Annotated in this window: 18 protein-coding genes; 10 read left to right on the top strand and 8 right to left on the bottom strand. The window is 64.6% G+C overall.

All coding sequences use genetic code 11. The annotated features are described in order from the left end of the window. The first annotated feature begins 147 nt into the window (after nucleotides 1-147). The 3 genes from MESCI2_RS0128430 to choV all read left to right on the top strand — a co-directional run bounded on the left by MESCI2_RS0128430 (nucleotide 148) and on the right by choV (nucleotide 3,239). The gene (locus tag MESCI2_RS0128430) at nucleotides 148-1,083 is read left to right on the top strand and encodes a choline ABC transporter substrate-binding protein (RefSeq protein WP_027039425.1); all 936 of its coding nucleotides are present in this window, start codon (nucleotides 148-150) and stop codon (nucleotides 1,081-1,083) included. 123 nt (nucleotides 1,084-1,206) lie between these two features. Continuing rightward, nucleotides 1,207-2,061 (top strand): choline ABC transporter permease subunit, encoded by an 855-nt coding sequence (gene choW, locus MESCI2_RS0128425; protein ID WP_027039424.1) that lies wholly within the window; start codon nucleotides 1,207-1,209, stop codon nucleotides 2,059-2,061. After that, entirely contained in the window at nucleotides 2,058-3,239 is a 1,182-nt protein-coding gene (gene choV / locus MESCI2_RS0128420) for a choline ABC transporter ATP-binding protein (RefSeq protein ID WP_027039423.1), read from the top strand. Before choW ends, choV begins: the two co-directional genes overlap by 4 nt. A 50-nt stretch (nucleotides 3,240-3,289) precedes the next feature. Here choV and MESCI2_RS0128415 read toward each other — a convergent pair whose 3' ends face one another. Both MESCI2_RS0128415 and MESCI2_RS0128410 read right to left on the bottom strand, forming a co-directional pair. Beyond that, a complete protein-coding gene (locus MESCI2_RS0128415) occupies nucleotides 3,290-4,696 on the bottom strand; it encodes an ATP-binding protein (RefSeq protein WP_027039422.1) in 1,407 nt (468 codons plus the stop codon). Then, complete coding sequence (locus MESCI2_RS0128410; RefSeq protein WP_027039421.1) at nucleotides 4,693-5,409, bottom strand: response regulator; 717 nt, start codon at nucleotides 5,407-5,409, stop codon at nucleotides 4,693-4,695. The genes MESCI2_RS0128415 and MESCI2_RS0128410 overlap by 4 nt, the downstream gene beginning before the upstream one ends. A gap of 252 nt (nucleotides 5,410-5,661) precedes the next feature. Between MESCI2_RS0128410 and MESCI2_RS0128405 the strand changes: the two genes are divergently transcribed. From MESCI2_RS0128405 to clpS, 4 genes are all read left to right on the top strand, one after another. Next, on the top strand, nucleotides 5,662-5,964 hold the full coding sequence (locus MESCI2_RS0128405) for a hypothetical protein (RefSeq protein ID WP_024504541.1): 303 nt from the start codon (nucleotides 5,662-5,664) through the stop codon (nucleotides 5,962-5,964). 39 nt (nucleotides 5,965-6,003) lie between these two features. Further along, the gene (locus MESCI2_RS0128400) at nucleotides 6,004-6,237 is read left to right on the top strand and encodes a hypothetical protein (RefSeq protein WP_013529962.1); all 234 of its coding nucleotides are present in this window, start codon (nucleotides 6,004-6,006) and stop codon (nucleotides 6,235-6,237) included. A 215-nt stretch (nucleotides 6,238-6,452) separates the two neighbouring features. Further along, a complete protein-coding gene (locus MESCI2_RS0128395) occupies nucleotides 6,453-6,809 on the top strand; it encodes a hypothetical protein (RefSeq protein ID WP_027039420.1) in 357 nt (118 codons plus the stop codon). Between the two features lie 147 nt (nucleotides 6,810-6,956). After that, nucleotides 6,957-7,262: an ATP-dependent Clp protease adapter ClpS gene (gene clpS, locus MESCI2_RS0128390; RefSeq protein ID WP_027039419.1), complete on the top strand. Its 306-nt coding sequence runs from the start codon at nucleotides 6,957-6,959 to the stop codon at nucleotides 7,260-7,262. Nucleotides 7,263-7,264: 2 nt separating this feature from the next. Here the strand turns inward: clpS and MESCI2_RS0128385 are convergent, their stop codons facing one another. The 4 genes from MESCI2_RS0128385 to MESCI2_RS0128370 are packed head-to-tail and all read right to left on the bottom strand — an operon-like array spanning nucleotide 7,265 to nucleotide 14,111. Further along, nucleotides 7,265-9,346, bottom strand: coding sequence for a membrane protein (locus MESCI2_RS0128385; RefSeq protein WP_027039418.1), 2,082 nt, complete (start codon nucleotides 9,344-9,346; stop codon nucleotides 7,265-7,267). Between the two features lie 3 nt (nucleotides 9,347-9,349). Continuing rightward, a complete protein-coding gene (locus MESCI2_RS0128380; protein ID WP_027039417.1) occupies nucleotides 9,350-12,172 on the bottom strand; it encodes a DUF4159 domain-containing protein in 2,823 nt (940 codons plus the stop codon). Continuing rightward, nucleotides 12,169-13,107 (bottom strand): DUF58 domain-containing protein, encoded by a 939-nt coding sequence (locus tag MESCI2_RS0128375; protein ID WP_027039416.1) that lies wholly within the window; start codon nucleotides 13,105-13,107, stop codon nucleotides 12,169-12,171. Before MESCI2_RS0128375 ends, MESCI2_RS0128380 begins: the two co-directional genes overlap by 4 nt. Next, nucleotides 13,107-14,111 carry an AAA family ATPase gene (locus MESCI2_RS0128370; protein ID WP_013529968.1) on the bottom strand — a complete coding sequence of 335 codons (1,005 nt, stop codon included), beginning with the start codon at nucleotides 14,109-14,111 and terminating at the stop codon, nucleotides 13,107-13,109. Before MESCI2_RS0128370 ends, MESCI2_RS0128375 begins: the two co-directional genes overlap by 1 nt. Before the next feature lie 154 nt (nucleotides 14,112-14,265). Between MESCI2_RS0128370 and MESCI2_RS0128365 the strand changes: the two genes are divergently transcribed. Genes MESCI2_RS0128365 through MESCI2_RS0128355 form a run of 3 tightly spaced genes read left to right on the top strand, consistent with a single transcriptional unit; the run spans nucleotide 14,266 to nucleotide 16,789 of the window. Then, nucleotides 14,266-14,895 carry a DUF1285 domain-containing protein gene (locus MESCI2_RS0128365; protein ID WP_027039415.1) on the top strand — a complete coding sequence of 210 codons (630 nt, stop codon included), beginning with the start codon at nucleotides 14,266-14,268 and terminating at the stop codon, nucleotides 14,893-14,895. Beyond that, on the top strand, nucleotides 14,895-15,527 hold the full coding sequence (locus MESCI2_RS0128360) for a CoA pyrophosphatase (protein ID WP_027039414.1): 633 nt from the start codon (nucleotides 14,895-14,897) through the stop codon (nucleotides 15,525-15,527). Before MESCI2_RS0128365 ends, MESCI2_RS0128360 begins: the two co-directional genes overlap by 1 nt. Further along, nucleotides 15,524-16,789 carry a CCA tRNA nucleotidyltransferase gene (locus tag MESCI2_RS0128355; RefSeq protein WP_027039413.1) on the top strand — a complete coding sequence of 422 codons (1,266 nt, stop codon included), beginning with the start codon at nucleotides 15,524-15,526 and terminating at the stop codon, nucleotides 16,787-16,789. Before MESCI2_RS0128360 ends, MESCI2_RS0128355 begins: the two co-directional genes overlap by 4 nt. Nucleotide 16,790: 1 nt before the next feature. Here the strand turns inward: MESCI2_RS0128355 and MESCI2_RS0128350 are convergent, their stop codons facing one another. Both MESCI2_RS0128350 and MESCI2_RS0128345 read right to left on the bottom strand, forming a co-directional pair. Then, nucleotides 16,791-16,976, bottom strand: a complete 186-nt coding sequence (locus tag MESCI2_RS0128350; protein ID WP_013529972.1) for a DUF1059 domain-containing protein — start codon at nucleotides 16,974-16,976, stop codon at nucleotides 16,791-16,793. Nucleotides 16,977-17,207: 231 nt separating this feature from the next. Beyond that, nucleotides 17,208-17,468: a DUF1344 domain-containing protein gene (locus MESCI2_RS0128345; protein WP_027039412.1), complete on the bottom strand. Its 261-nt coding sequence runs from the start codon at nucleotides 17,466-17,468 to the stop codon at nucleotides 17,208-17,210. Between the last annotated feature and the right edge of the window lie 169 nt (nucleotides 17,469-17,637).

Raw genomic sequence — 17,637 nt, 5'->3', positions numbered from 1 at the left:
ATGTGTCGCTGATTGGCCAGCCCGCGCCGTTGATCGTGATTGCCTTAATGCTTGAAACCACACCAGAATGGTGTTTGGCTGACGAAACAAGGCGGGCAGAGAAACCGTAGCTACGCTTCGCCAAAGAATCACAATGGGAGACTGTCTATGTCGCGTATGAACTCTTTCGTCGCCGGCCTCGGCCTGGCGGCTTTTTTGTCCACCAGCGCTGCCTTTGCCGGCGATCCGGCGAGCTGCAAGGCGGTGCGCCTTTCCGATGTCGGCTGGACCGACATCCAGGCGACGACCGGCGTCGCCTCCGTGCTGCTGACCGCGCTCGGCTATGAGCCGCAGACGATCCAGCTGTCGGTGCCGGTGACCATGGCGTCGCTGAAGAACAAGGACCTCGATGTCTTCCTCGGCAACTGGATGCCGTCGATGACCAACGACATCAAGGACTACACCGCCGACGGTTCGGTCGAGACCATCAGCGAAAACCTCAGTGGCGCCGGCTACGGCATCGTCGTGCCGACCTATGTCGCTGACGCCGGCGTGAAATCGCTGACCGATATCGGTAAGTTCAAGGACAAGTTCAACGGCAAGATCTATGGCATCGAGGCCGGCAATGACGGCAACCGCATCATCCTCGACATGATCAAGAACCCGAAGGACAATCTCGAAGGCTTCGAGCTGGTCGAATCCTCGGAGGCCGGGATGCTGACGCAGGCCGAGCAGTCGATGAAGAGCAATGAATGGATCGCCTTCCTCGGCTGGACGCCGCATCCGGTGATGGGTGCCATGAAGATCACCTATCTCGATGGCATGGGCGACAGCGGCTTCGGCGCCGCCACCGTGCACACCAATGTGCGCAAGGGCTACACCACCGAGTGCCCGAATGCTGGCAAGTTCATCGCCAACCTGAAGTTCAATCTCGACATGGAAGGCGAGATGATGGACGCGATCCTGAAGGGCGCCGACGCCAACACGGCCGCGACCGACTGGCTCAAGAAGCATCCGGACGCGGTTGCCCCGTGGATCGCCGGCGTGACCACTTTCGATGGCGGCGACGCCGCTGCAGCCGTGAAGACTGCGCTCGGAAGCTGAGCAGGTCTTGCGTTCGGCGTGACCGATCAAGAGGGGCAGTCACTGTAGAAAGGGCTGCCCTTTTTCATATCCTGTGACAAGATGACCGTCCGGCAAGGACGGCGACTGCCAAAGAGGGGCAAGATGGATCCGATTTCAAAATTCTTTGTCAGTTACAAGATCCCCATAGGCGAATGGGGCAAAGCGTTCTTCACCTTCCTTACCGATAATTTCAACACCTTCTTCCGCGGTCTCTCCGGCGGTTTGAATTTCCTGCTCGACGGAGTGGTCGACTCGCTGCTGCTGGTACCGCCGGTCCTTCTCATCGCGCTGATTGCACTGCTTGCCTATTATCTGCAGCGATCGAGAGGCTTGGCCGTGGCCGTATTTTTCGGGTTGCTGTTCATCCTCAACCAGAACCTCTGGAAGCAGACGGTAGAGACGCTGGTGCTGGTGGTTGCCGCCGCCGCCGCCTCGATGGCCATCGGTGTGCCACTCGGTATCTGGGCGGCGCACAAGCCGAAGGTCTATCGCGTCATGCTGCCGGTGCTCGATTTGATGCAGACCCTGCCGACCTTCGTCTACCTCATCCCGGTGCTGACGCTGTTCGGCCTCGGCAATGCGCCCGGCCTCATCGTCACCATCATCTTCGTCATCCCGACCGCGGTCAGGCTGACGCATCTCGGCGTCGTCTCGGTGCCGAAGTCGATCGTCGAGGCCGGCGAGGCGTTCGGCGCCACCAAGAGCCAGTTGCTGTGGAAGGTGGAGCTGCCCTCGGCGCTGCCCACCATCATGGCCGGTCTGACGCAGTGCATCATGCTGTCGCTGTCGATGGTGGTGTTTGCCGCACTGATCGGCGCCGGCGGCCTCGGCACCGAAATCAACCGGGCGCTGGGTTCGCGCAAGATCGACCTCGGGCTTGAGGCGGGCCTCGCCATCGTCGTTTTGGCCATCGTGCTCGACCGGATGACCCGCATCGCCGTTGGAGGCAAGAAATGACCGTCGCCGTCGATTTCCGGAACGTCGATATCGTCTTCGGCGCCGACCAGGCCGGATCGCTGAAGATGATCGACGCCGGAGCCAGCCGCGCCGAGATCCTCGAAAAGACCGGCAATGTACTGGGTTGCGCCGGCGCCAGCCTGACGGTGAACGAGGGCGAGATCTCCGTGCTGATGGGCCTCTCCGGTTCGGGCAAGTCGACATTGCTGCGGGCGGTCAACCGGCTGAACGTCGTGTCGCGCGGCCAGGTTCTGGTCAAGGATGGCGACAAGACCGTCGATGTCGTCACCTGCGACGAGGCGACGTTGCGGCGCCTGCGCCAGAAACAGGTGGCGATGGTGTTCCAGCAGTTCGGCCTTTTGCCCTGGCGCACCGTGGAGGAGAATGTTGGTCTTGGCCTCGAACTCGCCGGCGTACCGGAGCAAGAGCGCAAGGAGCGCGTGCAACGCCAGCTCAAGCTGGTCAATCTCGACCAGTGGTCGAAGAAATACGCGCATGAGCTGTCGGGCGGCATGCAGCAGCGCGTCGGCCTGGCGCGGGCCTTCGCCACCGAGGCGCCGATCCTGCTGATGGACGAGCCGTTCTCGGCGCTCGACCCGCTGATCCGCACCAAGCTGCAGGACGAATTGCTGCAGCTGCAGGCCGAATTGAAGAAGACCATCATCTTCGTCAGCCACGACCTCGAGGAGGCGCTGAAGATCGGTTCCCACATCACCATCATGGAGGGTGGGCGCATCGTGCAAACCGGCGCGCCGGAGGACATCGTGCTGCGCCCTGCCAACGACTATGTCCGCGACTTCATCGCCAATGTGAACCCGCTGTCGGTGCTGACCGCCTGGAACGTGATGCGAGACCGTCGCGATCTGGAGCACGGCAAGGACGGCTGGGTGTGGCTCGACCGCCGCAAGACGACGCGCTTCAAGATCGACGATCACGGGCTGGTGGCGGCCGCCGAACGCGATGGCAAGCCGGCGGTCTGGGTGTCGTGCGCCGATGTCGAAGGCCAATCCGAGGAAGCCGCGCAAGTGTTCTGGGCCAATCCGGGCACCTCGCTGAAAACCGTGATGCTGGCCATGCACCGTTCGCAGACCGCTCCCGTGGCGCTGTTCGACGATCAGTCGCGCTTCGTCGGCGCCATCGGCATCCGCGACGTGCTGAGCGCGGTGCTGAGAAGGTAGGTTCTTCGGAACTCAATATCGACGAGGCAGCGACCAATCGCGCCTCTTTTTTAAGCCGCCAGCGGCAGGCGCAGTTGCGTCAGCAGGCCGCCGCCCGGGTTGTTGGACAGGCGGATCTCGCCGCCGGCGGCGCGCGCGATGTTGCGGGCAATGGTCAGGCCGAGGCCCAGGCCGCCGGTCTGGCGGTTGCGCGACTGTTCGAGGCGCACGAACGAGCCGAACACGGCATCGATCTGTGCCTGCGGTATGCCCGGCCCCTCGTCGCGGATGGTGAGCAGGATCATGTCTTCCGACCGGCGCAGCGAAAGATGCGCCTTCTTGCCGTAGGTGACCGCGTTCTGCACCAGATTGGTGACGCAGCGCTTGAGCGCGACCGGCCGCGCCATGCAGATCAGCCCGCGCGAACGGGTCTCGTCGTCGAACGACACGTCGTCATAGCCGTCGGCGATCGATTCCACGAGCGACCAGAAATCGATGCGTTCGCTCTTCTCCTCGGTCACTTCGAAAGTGGCGAAGTCGATCACCGAGCTGGCGATGCCCTCGACATCGGCGAGGTCGTGCGCCAACGCCTCGCGGACCGCCGATTTGCGCAACAGCTCCAGGCGCAGGCGCATCCTGGTCATCGGCGTGCGCAGATCATGCGCCAGTGCCGCTGCCAGATGTTCGCGGTCCTCGACATATTCGCGCAACCTTGCTTGCATGGCGTTGATCGCCTTGGCGGCGGCTCGCACTTCGCGGCTGCCGCTCTCGGCGATCGGCGGGCTCTTCAGATCCTTGCCGATCCGGTTCACGGCGGTCTCCATCATCCGGTAGGGCGCCGTCAGCCGGCGCAGCGACCAGATCGACATGATCACCACCAGCCCTGCGATCAGCGAATAGAGCGGCAGGCTGTCGAAGCTCAGGATCGGGCCGACCGGCGTGATCGGCTCGGTGAAGTTCAGCCATTGGCCGTCGGCGAAGCGCAGCGAGGCCGTCAGCTTGTCGCTCTGGGCGAAGTCGGCGGCCAATACCAGAAGGTCGCGCTCGACCTGGCCGATGTCGGGTCCCGGCGTCGTGCCGTCCGCGTCATCACCCTCGCGCGTCGCCGGATCGCGGCGCACGCGTGCATCGGTGATGCCGAATTTCGACAGCCTGCCGACGAGGATGTCTTCGAGTTCGGCTAGTTCGTCATCACCGGCGATCGACGAAGTGACCGCCGGCGTGTCCGAAACGGTGAGCGCGTAGGTTGAATTGAACAGGCCGGTCGCCGTCGCCTTGCGCTCGTCCGGACTGGCGTCATGCATGAGCTGAACCAGCGAGAAGGCACGGTCGTTGAGCCGGTAGAGGTCGACGACGTCGTTGGCGGCGGCGCGGTCGCGCGACACGATGTAGAGGGTCGCGACCTGGCTGATCAGCAGCCCGGCAATGACGATCAGCAGCACCCAGACAGGCAAGGTCTGCGGCAGGAAACGTCTCATTCGGAGGTCGTCTCGGGCAGGAACTGGTAGCCGCCGCTGCGCACGGTCAGGATCAGTTTGGGCGTTTTGGGGTCGTCTTCCATCTTGCGCCGCAACCGGCTGACAAGGATGTCGATGCTGCGGTCGAAGGAATAGTCGCTGTCGCCGCCGGACAGTTCGATGAGCTGGTCGCGGGTCAGCACGCGCTGCGCGCTCTTGACGAAGGTCTGCAGCAGGTTGAATTCGGCCATGGTCAGCTCGACCCTGACATCGTCGGGTGCGATCAGCCGGCGCCGAGCACAGTCCATCGTCCAGCCGGCGAAGCGGTAGATCTGCTTGGTGGAGGCGCGCTTGGGCTCGGCGGCGCCATTGCGCCTGAGCACGGCGCGGATACGCGCCAAAAGCTCGCGCGGATCGAATGGTTTGGGCACATAGTCGTCGGCGCCCATTTCCAGGCCGACGACGCGGTCTGTCGTCTCGGTGACGGCGGTCAGCATGATGATCGGCGTCGAATACTGGGCGCGCAGGTCGCGGCACAGCTCCAGCCCGCTTTTGCCGGGCAGCATCACGTCGAGGACGATGAGGTCCACCTGAACGCGCCGCAGGATGGTCTCCATCTCGATGCCGTCGGCGGCAACCGAGGTGTGCAGGCCTCGCTTCTGGAAGAACTCCTGCAGCAGGTCGCGAATACCCTTGTCGTCGTCGACGATCAGTATGTGTGCGTCGGATTTCACAGCAGCCCTGTCATTGTTGCCAAGCCCTTCTGTCTTTGATTGCCAAGCCCTTCTGTCGCAACCCACACGATAGAATTCAGGCCATATGTTGGCCAGTGGCTATGATGGGTTCACACCGGCTTTCTCAGACACACTCCAGAAACAAAATTCTACAGTTCAGAAAAACTCCTGAAAAATTTCAAGGGCATAACTGATCTCGTGGCGGTCAGGTCATCGGCTGCGACGCTAGTCTCCGGGTTTACGGATAAACCGATGCCAAGGTTGTCGATCAGTTTGTTGGGTGCGTTGCTGGGCTTCTGCCTGGTCACTGCCGCTGTCGGACAATCGGACGCAAAGGCCACGCTCACAACCCGGAGCGAACGGTGCGCCAATCTCAGCCACCAATTTGATGAAGCCCTCGAAACCCATGCCACGGCAACGCAGGTCACCGCGGCAAAGGCACTTCAGAGAAAGGGCAACCGGTACTGCGCCGCCAAGAAACAGGCGCAGGGCATCCGGATGCTCGCCAATGCTTTGAAGCTGCTTGGAGTGACGCCGAACGACCCGGTTCAGTAGCACTCAGAAACTTGACCCGCATAAAAAGGAAACGAAGCCATGAAAAAGTCCATCCTCTCCGCCACCGGTCTCGCCGTCGCTCTCGCTTTCGCGATGCCGGCTCTCGGCAACGCCGCCGCCACCACGACCGCTGCTCCGGCTGCTTCGACGACCACCGCTCCGGCGACTGCCGCTCCGGCCAAGGCTGCTCCGAAGAAGGTCGTCAAGAAGACCGTCAAGAAGCACAAGAAGGCTGCCGAGAAGGCCGTCAAGAAGGACGCCCCGAAGACCTGATAAGGTCCGGCACAAAATGCCGGCCTGTTGACCAAGGCCGCTCCAGCTGGTTTCGGCTGGAGCGGCCTTCTTCCTGTCCGAACCGCTGAAGCCCTGACGTTGGCGATGAAGCGGGTCGATGGGCTCAACTGATCTTGACGAAGTCTGGCACCGGCAGCTTCCGCCTCGACTGACACTTAACCCGTTTGCAACGCCGACCGTGTAGGACAATCCGCATGAAGAAGCGGCTTTCGTCCATTTTGCGCTCGATGGTGATCGGCGGCCTGGTTGCCACCGGCGTCGCCAGGGTGCTGATCCTGTTCACCGCCAGCCCGGTGCCCGATCCGGCCAGCGGACGCACCGAGCCTTCGCTGTTCGCGCCGGCGATTTCCACCAACTGGGACTATATCACGCCGGCACAGACCTGGCTGCTGGTCATGCTGACCGGCGCGACGCTGATCTGCGTCGCCGCATGGCCGATCGCCACCTGGCTGGAACGCCGGGCGGATGCCGGTGGAAACCGCTTTCGGTCCAATATGCCGTCGGCCACGGCCGCTCGGCAGATTCCCAGCCGCCGCATGTTCGGCCGTTAGGACCGTTGAACGGCAACCGACACCTTCCCACATGATTGTGGATGGCCGCGTCGGCGGACACCGGTTTCGCGCGTCGATCAAAATGGACGACCGTTTTCACCGGTACCAGAATGACGGTCACGTCGCTTACGCAAATTGTTGGTTCCGATGCCTGAAATCACCACAAAACCGCGCGTCCAGGTCAAGCCGCAGGTCGAACGGCCAAAGCTGTACAAGGTCATCCTCATCAATGACGATTTCACGCCGCGCGAATTTGTGGTGACGGTGCTGAAGGGCGAGTTCAAGCTCAGCGAAGACCAGGCGCATCGCGTGATGATCACCGCGCATCGTCGCGGCGTCTGCGTCGTCGCCGTGTTCACCAAGGATGTCGCCGAGACCAAGGCGACGCGCGCCACCGATGCCGGCAAGGCCAAGGGCTATCCGCTGATGTTCACGACGGAGCCGGAAGAGTAGCCCTACCGTCCCTCGCGGTACCACATCGAACCCATTGCCAGAAGCAGCAGGCCGAGGCCGAGGAAGCCGCCGAACAGCGGCACGCGCGAGACGGCCTTGAGCACGCTGTCGTCCGTGGTGCGCAGTCCGATCCAGTCGTTGCCGGACGCGGCACCAGCCGAGCGCACCGGCACGATGGAGGGTAGCGTCACGTCGCTGCCAAGGGCTGTGGACGGCGCCAGCCGGCGCACGCTGCCGCCGGTGGCTTCAGCCGGCGCTTTCAGCCGGCTTTCGGTGGAAATCACGTCGGCGAATTCCGGTGCGTTGACCGGCCCGACATGGGCGAGCGCGGTGAGGTCGCCATTGGCGACCTGATAGAGGCCGATCTCGCTGGTCTCGACGCTGCCGAGGAAAACGCCGGGCTCGGATTTCTCGAGCTTGACGGTCAAGGTCTTGCCGGACGGGGTGATGATCTGGGCGGGGCCGGGATCGTCAGCCATCGTCTGGCGGCGGATTTCCAGCACCATGCCGCGGCCGTCGGCGGTCAGCCGCTCCTCCTCCAGTTCAGGCTCCTTCATCAGCCAGTGCGCGATGCGCCGGTAGAGCTGGACATGCGGGCCGCCGCCCTCGAAGCCGCGCGCCCACAGCCAGCCCTGATCGGACAGCAGCATGCCGACGCGGCCTTCGCCCTTACGGTCGAGCAACAGCAGCGGCCGGTTGTCGGCGCCCTTCATCACCACTGCGCCTTCGGGATTCTGCACGCCGATGGTGCGGAACCAGCGGCTCCAGTGCGGCGGCTCGGTGGCAGAGCCATCCAGCCCACGCGTCACCGGATGGCGCTGGCCGAGTTCGGTGAGGCGCGGATAGAAGGCCTTGTCGACCACCTCGCCGGTCGGCATTGCCGGCAGGGCGGACATCAGCGGCGTGCGCGCGATCGAGCTTTCGCCGGCATATTCGGGGCCGGCCGCGATCAGCAGCGCGCCGCCCTTTTCGACATATTCGGAGATGTAGTCGTAATAGAGGATCGGCAGCACGTCGCGGTGCTGGTAGCGGTCGAAGATGATGAGGTCGAAATCCTTGATCTTTTCGACGAACAGTTCGCGGGTCGGGAAGGCGATCAGCGACAATTCGTTGATCGGCGTGCCGTCCTGCTTTTCCGGCGGCCGCAGGATGGTGAAATGGACGAGATCGACCGAGGCGTCGGATTTCAGCAGATTGCGCCAGGTGCGTTCGCCGGCATGCGGCTCACCGGAGACAAGCAGCACACGCAGATTCTCGCGAATGCCGTCGATGAGCGCGATGGCGCGGTTGTTGGTGTCGGTCAGTTCGCCCGGTTCGCGGTCGATGGCGAGTTCGACGATGTTGCGGCCGGCGCCCGGAATGGTGACCTGCAGCGGCATCGCCTGGCCGACAGTGGCGTGCTCGACCGCGACCTGCTCGCCATTGACCGAGACGCGCACATCGACCGGGCCGGTCTCGTTTTCGGTCGAGATGACGCGGTAGGTCATGTCGAGGGGCTTGCCGACTAGGCCGAAGCGCGGCGCGTTCTCGAAGCGGATGCGGCGGTCCTTTTCGTGGTCGTTGCCGGTGATCAGGGCATGCAGTGGGGCGTTGAAATCGGGCGCGGCCGGGGGAGCGTCATGGACCTCGCCATCGGTGATCATGATGGCGCCGCCGATGCGTGACGGCGGCACGTCGCGGAAGGCGCCTTCAAGCGCACCGAACAGCCGTGTCTCGGTGCGCTCCTCGGCGGCCTCGGATTTGCCGGCCTCGACGACGCGCACGTCGAACTGCTTGAAGCGGCCAAGACGCTGCTGCAGCCCGGCCAGTGCCTCGTCGGTCTGCTTGGTGCGGTCGCCGATATCCTGGCTCTGGCTGCGGTCGACAATCAGCGCGACGACGCTTTTCAGCGGCTCGCGCTCCTCGTTGAGGAACACCGGGTTGAACAGGGCGGCCGCGAGCGCCACCAGGGCAATGAAGCGGAAGACCGAGCCGCGCTGGCGAAACCACAGGCCGACCAGTGCCAGCAGCGCCAACGGCACCAGCGCCAAGGCCAGCAAGGGCCAGGAGATCAGCGGTTCGAAAGAGATCGACCAGTTCGTCATGACTTACTGCCCCAGCCGTTCGAGCAGTATGGGCACGTGCACCTGGTCGGATTTGTAGTTGCCGGTCAGCATGTACATCATGATGTTGACGCCGGCACGCAGCGCGTAGATGCGCTGCATCGGGTCTGCCGGTACGGTCGGCAGCAGCGGATCGCCATTCTCGTCGACCGCCCAGGCGCCGGCGAAATCATTGGCGGTGATCATGATCGGCGAGACGCCGTCGCCGGTGCGCACCGGCCGGTTCTCGGCATTGCTGGCGTCGAGCGAGGCCTCCACCCACAGTGGGCTGCCGGCGAAGCGGCCGGGGAATTCGGGCAGGATGAAGAAGGATTTGGTCAGCACGTGGTCGGATGGCACCGGCTCCAGCGGCGGCACGTTGAGGTTGCCGAGGATGTCGCGCAGCCGCTCCGTCGCGGGGCTGGTCGAATCGGCGCCGATGCCGTTGGCGAACTGGTCGCGGGTGTCGAACAGCACCGTGCCGCCCTGCTGCATATAGGCGTCGATGCGGGCGATGGCGGCCTGGCTCGGCATCGGGGCGGCCGGATCGATCGGCCAGTAGATCAGCGGATAGAACGACAACTCGTCCCTCGAGATGTCGACGCCGGCCGGCTCGCCCGGTTCCAGTGCCGTCTTCTCGACCAGAAAGCGCGTCAGGCCCTCGAGCCCGGCGCGGCTGATCGAATCGTCGCCCGGCACGCCGGTCAGCACATAGGCGATGCGGGTCTTCGAAATCGCCTCGATGGCCACCTCGTCTCCCGGCTTGGCGTCGTCGGCGCGGGCACGGTCGGCATGACCGAACAGGCTACCCAGCGCAATAAGGACCGCGGCGGTGGTTGCCACGGCACCGGCGCGGCGCGGCCGGCGTGAAAACAGGCCGCCGATCCAGAATACCGCCAGCGTGTCGAGCAGCATCAGCACCAGGGCGGCCGCCACCAGCGCGCCCTTCAAACTGCGCGATTCGTCAAAGGCATACTGGATCGAGGTGATGGGAACAGTGATTTGCGGGCGCGCCAGCGGGGCCAGCGTGCTGTCGGCTTCAAGCAAATTATGGGCAAATACACCCGTCTCGGAACCATAGAGACCGGGCGGGTTTTCAAAAGTCACCGGCAGCGCGCCGGCGCCCGGTACAAGCGGCCGCGCATCCGGCGTCGGCGGCACCAGTGAGCCGTCGGCTGCAATCATGCGATAAGGCGCCAGCGATGCCGCGGCGGCTTCGGCATTGGCGATGGCCGCGCCCTGGTTGCGCGACAGCTGCACGATGCGGCGCAGCATCTCGACGAAGCTGCCAGAGATCGGCAGGTTCGACCAGGTCGCCTCAGGGGTGACGTGGAACAGCACCAGCGTGCCCTTGCCTTTCTTCAGTCCGGTGACCAGCGGCGTGCCGTCGGCAAGGGCCGCCCAGGTGCGCTCGACGATATCGGGTGTCGGCTCGGCCAGCACCTGCCTGCTGACGGTGACCTCGGTCGGCGGCGCCAGATCGGCGAACGGGCCGGCCTTGGGGAATTCGGTGACAGGCTGCGGCGACGTCCATGACAGCGCGCCGCCGAGCGAACGCTCGCCGGTGCGCAGGCGGACCGGCAGCAAATCGTCGTCATCGCCCGCCGTGGCCAGCCGCGAACCGGCGAAACGCACCAGCGTGCCGCCATTGTTGACCCAATCGACAAGTCTCTGCCGGACCTGTCCGGGAATGGTGCCGATATCGGCCATGACGATCATCGCGGGCTTCTGGTCGAGGATCTGCGGGATGGCGTCGGCAAGATCGGCGCTGGAGGGTTCGACCAGATCGGCGAAGGGCTGCAGCGCCCGCCTGATGTAGTAGAGCGGCGACAAGAGCGGCTGCGCCTGGTCGGCCTCGGCCTGCGACAGCAGCCCGACGCGGCGGCGCTTGGAGCTTTCGTCGAGGACGCGGACGGCACCGGCCTGGCGCTCGCCGTCGAGCGCGATCGAAGCGAAGTCGTTGCGCAGCTCAAACGGCACCGCCATGGTGCCGGTGGCGGTGGTTTCGCCAGGCGAAAAGGTCAGCGTCGCATCGGCGATGCGGCGGCCCTTGTCATCGAAGGCGCCGGCGGTGACCTGAGCCGGGGCAGGGTCGCCCGGCGCGCGGATGGCGGTCAGTGCAAAGCCATCGACCTGGTTGTCGGCGGCGGTCAGGCCGGTCAGCGACAGCCTGTCGGCGGTTGCCCAGACGACACGCGTAGCATTTTTCGACAAAAGCGTGTTGAAGGCGGCTTCATCGCCTTTTGCCGCCAGGCCGTCGGCAAGCACGGCGACGCTGGCCCCGGGCAAGGTCTCCAGCACGCCGGCGACGCGGGCATAGACGGCGGGCCGGTCGGTCGGGATCGGCCGCGGCTTGGCGGCACGCAGCCGGTCAAGGGCGGTGGCGGCATCGAACGGGCCGATCTCGGCATTGGCCTTTTCGGCGGTGAAGGCGATGACGACCGGCACGCCGTTGGCGCCGGCATCGTTGATCAGCCGCTCGGCGGTGGCGACGCGTTTGCCCCAGTCGGCGGCACTTGCCCAGTCATTGTCGATGACCAGGGCAAGGGCGGCTCCCTCGGCCGGCAGCTTTTCGCGCGGGTTGAAGACCGGGTCGGCCAATGCCGCGACGATGAGGGCCGCCATCAAGAGCCTGAGCAGCGTCAGCCACCACGGGCTCTGCTGCGGCGTCTCCTCGCGCTTCAGCACGCGCGCCAGGATCTTCAGCGGCGGGAAGATTTCGGTCTGCGGCTTGGGCGGCGTCAGCCTGAGCAGCCACCAGATCACCGGCAGTGCCAGCAGGCCCCACAGCACCATGGGGGCGCCAAAGGAAAGCGGCAGCCAACTCATGCGACAGCCTTTCCGGCACGACCGCCGGCGGTCGGCCTGACCGAGGGGCCATCAGCGGTCATCGCCATGTGCAGCCGCACCAGCGCGTCGGAGGCGAGCCGATCGGTGTGGTTGACGGTAAAGCTCCAGCCAAGCCGCTTGCACCAGGCCGCCAGTTCATGGCGGCGGGCGGCGTAGAGCAGGCGATACTCATCACCCAGCATTTCGGCGCGGCCGGCGGTCAGCTTGTCGCCGGTCTCGGGATCGGTGAATTCGGTGCGGCCGGCATAGGGGAAGGTCTCCTCGGCCGGGTCGGCGACCTCGATCAGGTGGGCACGCACGCCGTGGCGGGCCAGCACGTCGAGCCAGGCCATCGTCTCTTCGACCGGATCGAGGAAGTCGCTGACGATGACGATGTCGCAGAAGCGCCTGATGTCGGACAGGTCGGGTTTTGCCGGCAAATCGCCCGCATGCATCAACTGGGCGGCGATGCGTTCGGCGCCGTTGCGGGCGGTGAACGGGTCGGTGAGGCCCGGCCAGGCGATGCGCTCGCCGCTGCGCGACAACAGTTCGGCCATGGCCAGCGCCAGCACCAGCGCGCGCGATTGCTTGGAAACGCTGGCGCCGGTCGATTTGTAGAGCATCGACGGCGAGGGGTCGGCCCACAGCCAGACCGTATGGGCGGCTTCCCATTCGCGGTCGCGCACATAGGTGTGGTCGTCGCGGGCCGAGCGGCGCCAGTCGATGCGCGAGGAATCACCCTCGACATAGGGTCGGAACTGCCAGAAATTCTCGCCGATTCCGCGCTTGCGGCGGCCATGCCAGCCGGCGATCACGGTGTTGACGATGCGGCGCGCCTCGACCAGCAGGTCTGGCACAAGCGAGGCTCGCAACCGGCCACGGGCGAGCGCGTCGCGCGTCGCTGCCGGAGCCTGGACCTCGCCGATGCGCGGCATCAAATCCCTTTCACGAGTTTCGCCACCACGTCACGCACGCTGGTGCCTTCGGCGCGGGCGGCGAAGGTCAGCGCCATGCGATGCTGCAGCACCGGCTCGGCCAGCGCACGGACGTCGTCGACCGAGGGCGCCAGCCGTCCGTCGTAAAGCGCGCGCGCCCTTGTGCACAGCATCAGCGCCTGGCTGGCGCGCGGGCCGGGACCCCAGGCGACGTTCTTGTCTGTCTCGGCATTGCCTTGGCCGGGACGCGCCGAGCGCACCAGCGTCAGGATCGCCTCGACGACGCTTTCAGGCACCGGCATGCGGCGGATCAGCGTCTGGATCTCCTTCAGCCGCACCGGCTGCAGGACGTTCTGGGCTTTCGCGTCCTCGATGCCGGTGGTTTCCAGAAGGATGCGGCGCTCTGCCTCGATTTCGGGATAGAGGATATCCACCTGCATCAGGAAGCGGTCAAGCTGGGCCTCGGGCAACGGATAGGTGCCTTCCTGCTCCAGCGGGTTTTGGGTTGCCAGCACGTGGAAGGGCGCCGGCAGGTCATGGCGGGCGCCGGCAATGGTGACGTGGTATTCCTGCATGGCCTGCAGCAGCGCCGACTGGGTGCGCGGCGACGCGCGGTTGATCTCGTCGGCCATCAGCAACTGGGCGAAGATCGGCCCGGAGATGAAGCGGAAGGAGCGTTTGCCGGTTTCGTCCTGCTCCATCACTTCGGAGCCGAGGATATCGGACGGCATCAGGTCCGGCGTGAACTGGATGCGACGCGAATCGAGGCCGAGCACGATGCCAAGTGTTTCGACCAGCTTGGTCTTGGCGAGGCCCGGCACGCCGACCAAAAGCGCATGGCCACCGGCCAGCAGCGCCACCAGCGTGCGCTCGACGACGCTTTCCTGTCCGAAGATGACCCGGCCGACCCCGTCGCGGATACGGGAGATGTCGGCAAGCGCCTTTTCGGCCTCGGCGATCATGTCCTTTTCGCTGATCGGGCTTTCCTTGACCATCACGCTCATGCCGCATCGATCCTTGTGGTTGGAATACCATGGCTGGAACAACGGCTGCACCATACCATAAGTTGCCGCGATTCGGCCTCGCGTGGCGCCTATGTCGAAACTTAAATCACAGACTTAGGCTGACAAGCGCAACAACAGTGACTATTTCGTGACCATGACGGGACCCTTGGGACATCGTGAAGAAAGCCTGACTGATGCCACCGAGGCGCGTGGCCTCGAGGCGCTCATCTCTCGCGCCGCCCGTGCCGGCAAGGGCGCAGCACCCGTCGAACGCTGGAATCCCGACTTCTGCGGCGATCTGGACATGGAGATCAAGGCCGACGGCACCTGGTTCTATCTGGGCACGCCGATCGGGCGCATGCCGCTGGTGCAGCTTTTCTCCTCGGTGCTGCGCAAGGACGCCGATGGCAGGACCTATCTGGTGACGCCGGTGGAAAAGGTCGGCATCCGCGTCGCCGATGCGCCGTTCATCGCCGTCGAAATGGACGTTTCGGGTGCCGGCGAAGCGCAGACCATCACCTTCCGCACCAATGTCGGCGATGTGGTCGAGGCGGGGCCGGAACGGCCGTTGCGGTTTGTCGACGAGAACGAGACCGGCGGATTGAAGCCCTATGTGCTGGTGCGTGGCCGTCTGGAGGCGCTGGTGGCGCGGCCGGTTATGTATGAACTGGTCGGGCATGGCGAGGAGATCGAGATCGGCGGCAAGACGATGTTCGCGGTGCGCTCCAAGGGCGCCGTGTTCCCGATCATGCCGGCGGACCAGTTGAAGCGGCTGAGCGCGTGATGGACCAGGTGACGCCGGCGCCGTTTTCATCCGCGGATTTTCGGGCGCGTTTTGCCGTGCAGCCGGATGCGCATGCCGGCGACGATTATGGCGATCATCGCTTCAACCCCGGCCATCCGCGCCTCAACCAGGGCAAGGCGCTGCGCAATGCCGCGGTGCTGATCCCGGTCGTCGATCATGAGGGCGATGCGACGGTTCTCCTGACCAAACGGGCCGAAAAGCTGCGCAGCCATTCGGGGCAGGTGGCATTTCCCGGCGGCACCATCGATCCGACCGATCCGAGCCCTGAGGCGGCGGCGCTGCGCGAGACCTTCGAGGAGATCGGGCTTGGGCAAGACCGCATCGAGATCATCGGCCGCATGCCCGACTATGTCGCCGGCAGCGGCTACCGCATCGCGCCGGTGCTGGGCATCGTGCGGCCCGGTTTCCAACTGACGCTCAACGCCGACGAAGTCGATGCCGTCTTCGAAGTGCCGCTGCGCTTCCTGATGGACCCGGCCAACCACAAGCGCGACAGCCGTATATGGAACGATCTCGAATGGTTCTTCTACGACATGCCTTACGGCGACCGGCGCATCTGGGGCGTCACCGCCGGCATCCTTCGTACCCTCTATGAAAGGCTCTATGCGTGAGTGTCTCGATCGCGGGCAGGGCTGATTGGCTCACCGACAAGCATCTGCAGCGCCTGCTGTTCGCACTGACCGAAGGCGGTGAAGAGGCGCGAGTCGCCGGCGGCGCGGTGCGCAACACGCTGATGGGCCAGCCTGTCGCCGACATCGACATCGCCACCACCTGCCTGCCGCAGGAAACCCTCCGCCGCGCCGAAGCGGAAGGCTTCAAGGCGGTGCCAACCGGCATCGAGCATGGGACAATCACCGTGGTTGCCGGCGGAAAACCTTATGAAATCACCACGTTGCGCGCCGATATCGAGACCGACGGGCGGCGCGCGAAAGTGTTGTTCGGGCGCGACTGGAAGCTCGACGCCGAGCGGCGCGACTTCACCATCAACGCGCTTTATGCCGAGGCCGATGGTAAGGTGGTCGACCTGGTTGGCGGCATTGCAGACATCGAGGCACGCCGGCTGCGCTTCATCGGCGACCCGGAAGCGCGTATTCGCGAGGATTATCTGCGCATCCTGCGCTTCTTCCGCTTTTTCGCCTGGTACGGCAACGGACGGCCGGATGCCGAAGGACTGAAGGCCTGCGCCCGGCTTAAGGAAGGGCTGGCCCAGCTTTCGCCCGAGCGAATCTGGTCGGAACTGAAGAAGCTTTTGTCGGCACCTGATCCCTCGCGGGCGCTGCTCTGGATGCGGCAGGCCAGTGTTTTGACCGCTGCGCTGCCGGAAAGCGAGAAATGGGGCATCGACGCCATCCACGGGCTGACCAGGGCAGAGAAGGATCTGGGGTGGGCAGCCGACCCGCTGCTCAGACTGGAAGCGATCGTGCCGCCCGATGCCGCTCGCATGAAGACGCTTGCCGAGCGGCTCAAACTCTCGACCGCCGAAGCGGATCGCCTGCGCCACTGGGCGCTTGCCACCGCCGTCGAGCCGAAGACGACCGAGGCCGAACTGGCGAAAAGGCTCTATCGCGGCGACCGGAACGGGTTTGTCGACCGTCTGCGGCTGTCGCTTGCGGCAGCCAGGGTGCGCGCCGTCGAGGACAATGAGGCGCTGCTCGAAGCCGGTGGCTTTTCGCGCCTGCTTGCCTTCGCCGTCAAATGGGAGAAGCCGTTGTTTCCGCTGAAAGGTGCCGATCTCACGGCGCTCGGCGCAACTCCAGGACCGAAACTCGGCGAAATCCTCAGGAATCTCGAGGCGGAATGGGTCGAAGCCGGGTTTACCCCTGATCGCGACGCGCTCCTCAAGCGCGCCGCCGAAGCCTTGAAGGCCGGGTAGATCAGGCCGCGTCGCGGGTCTTTTCGATGCGCGAGCGGATCGCCTCGATCATCGTCTCGCGGATGACCGTTTCGCCATGCGTCTCGCGCATGTGCTCGACGGCACGGCGCATGACCTCGGCCTCCTCGTCGGCACGCGTGTGCCAGTCACAGCCGGGCACGAGCGACCCGCAGTGAAATTCCTTCATGGGATTTTCTCCTTTTCCTCCGTGGAGCCTGGTCGAGGCTCCGGTACTTTTTTTGGCTCATGACCGGTCCCAGGGTTGAAACCGCGGACCGCGAGCGGGTGAGAAGCATAACACAGATGGGGTGGTATTGGTTGCCGTCAACGGCAAAAGGGCGGAGCGGCGTCGCTCCGCCCTTGCGCTACGCCGAAAAAGGAAAGGATATCGTCTCATCCTGCCCTGGCACGCAAGCCATCATTTTGCGGCCTTGACGGCCTCGGCGACCTTGTTCTTGCCCTTCATATCCCATGAGACGCGGACCTTTTCACCGACCGTCAGGCCAGGGTCCTTGAAGGTCTTGGGAAGCGTAAAAGACGATCCATCATCGAGGACCAGGCTCATGGCCGTCGTGTCAAAGGTCTTGATCGTCCCGGTGGTGTGCTTGACGGCGGCGAACGCCATCGAACCGGAAGCGAGAAGGGCAGCGGCGGCAGCCGAAACAATGATCTTGCGCATTGCGAAGTACTCCTGGAAAGGCGGGTATCTTTTTGACGAAGATGTCCCGCATCGTCTTGGGCCGTCCGGTCGCGTCGGGTCGCGGCTCGCTTTGTCTTGACGCAATTCCGGTCGGAAAGCCGTTTCGCACTTTCCTGGAATTGCGCGCAGGCGAACCGCCGGCGCTTCC

Source organism: Mesorhizobium ciceri WSM4083, from assembly GCF_000519305.1.
GTDB classification, from domain to species: domain Bacteria; phylum Pseudomonadota; class Alphaproteobacteria; order Rhizobiales; family Rhizobiaceae; genus Mesorhizobium; species Mesorhizobium ciceri_B.
This window is presented reverse-complemented; position numbering and strand designations above follow the sequence as displayed.

What these genes read in the sequence shown, in the direction of transcription:
- choW (WP_027039424.1), top strand. Translation starts at nt 1,207, where the DNA reads ATGGATCCGATTTCAAAATTCTTTGTCAGTTACAAGATCCCCATAGGC.
- MESCI2_RS0128405 (WP_024504541.1), top strand. Translation starts at nt 5,662, where the DNA reads ATGCCAAGGTTGTCGATCAGTTTGTTGGGTGCGTTGCTGGGCTTCTGC.
- MESCI2_RS0128415 (WP_027039422.1), bottom strand. Translation starts at nt 4,696, where the DNA reads ATGAGACGTTTCCTGCCGCAGACCTTGCCTGTCTGGGTGCTGCTGATC.
- MESCI2_RS0128395 (WP_027039420.1), top strand. Translation starts at nt 6,453, where the DNA reads ATGAAGAAGCGGCTTTCGTCCATTTTGCGCTCGATGGTGATCGGCGGC.
- MESCI2_RS0128400 (WP_013529962.1), top strand. Translation starts at nt 6,004, where the DNA reads ATGAAAAAGTCCATCCTCTCCGCCACCGGTCTCGCCGTCGCTCTCGCT.
- MESCI2_RS0128350 (WP_013529972.1), bottom strand. Translation starts at nt 16,976, where the DNA reads ATGAAGGAATTTCACTGCGGGTCGCTCGTGCCCGGCTGTGACTGGCAC.
- MESCI2_RS0128365 (WP_027039415.1), top strand. Translation starts at nt 14,266, where the DNA reads ATGACGGGACCCTTGGGACATCGTGAAGAAAGCCTGACTGATGCCACC.
- MESCI2_RS0128345 (WP_027039412.1), bottom strand. Translation starts at nt 17,468, where the DNA reads ATGCGCAAGATCATTGTTTCGGCTGCCGCCGCTGCCCTTCTCGCTTCC.
- MESCI2_RS0128360 (WP_027039414.1), top strand. Translation starts at nt 14,895, where the DNA reads ATGGACCAGGTGACGCCGGCGCCGTTTTCATCCGCGGATTTTCGGGCG.
- MESCI2_RS0128375 (WP_027039416.1), bottom strand. Translation starts at nt 13,107, where the DNA reads ATGCCGCGCATCGGCGAGGTCCAGGCTCCGGCAGCGACGCGCGACGCG.
- choV (WP_027039423.1), top strand. Translation starts at nt 2,058, where the DNA reads ATGACCGTCGCCGTCGATTTCCGGAACGTCGATATCGTCTTCGGCGCC.
- clpS (WP_027039419.1), top strand. Translation starts at nt 6,957, where the DNA reads ATGCCTGAAATCACCACAAAACCGCGCGTCCAGGTCAAGCCGCAGGTC.
- MESCI2_RS0128370 (WP_013529968.1), bottom strand. Translation starts at nt 14,111, where the DNA reads ATGAGCGTGATGGTCAAGGAAAGCCCGATCAGCGAAAAGGACATGATC.
- MESCI2_RS0128385 (WP_027039418.1), bottom strand. Translation starts at nt 9,346, where the DNA reads ATGACGAACTGGTCGATCTCTTTCGAACCGCTGATCTCCTGGCCCTTG.
- MESCI2_RS0128380 (WP_027039417.1), bottom strand. Translation starts at nt 12,172, where the DNA reads ATGAGTTGGCTGCCGCTTTCCTTTGGCGCCCCCATGGTGCTGTGGGGC.
- MESCI2_RS0128430 (WP_027039425.1), top strand. Translation starts at nt 148, where the DNA reads ATGTCGCGTATGAACTCTTTCGTCGCCGGCCTCGGCCTGGCGGCTTTT.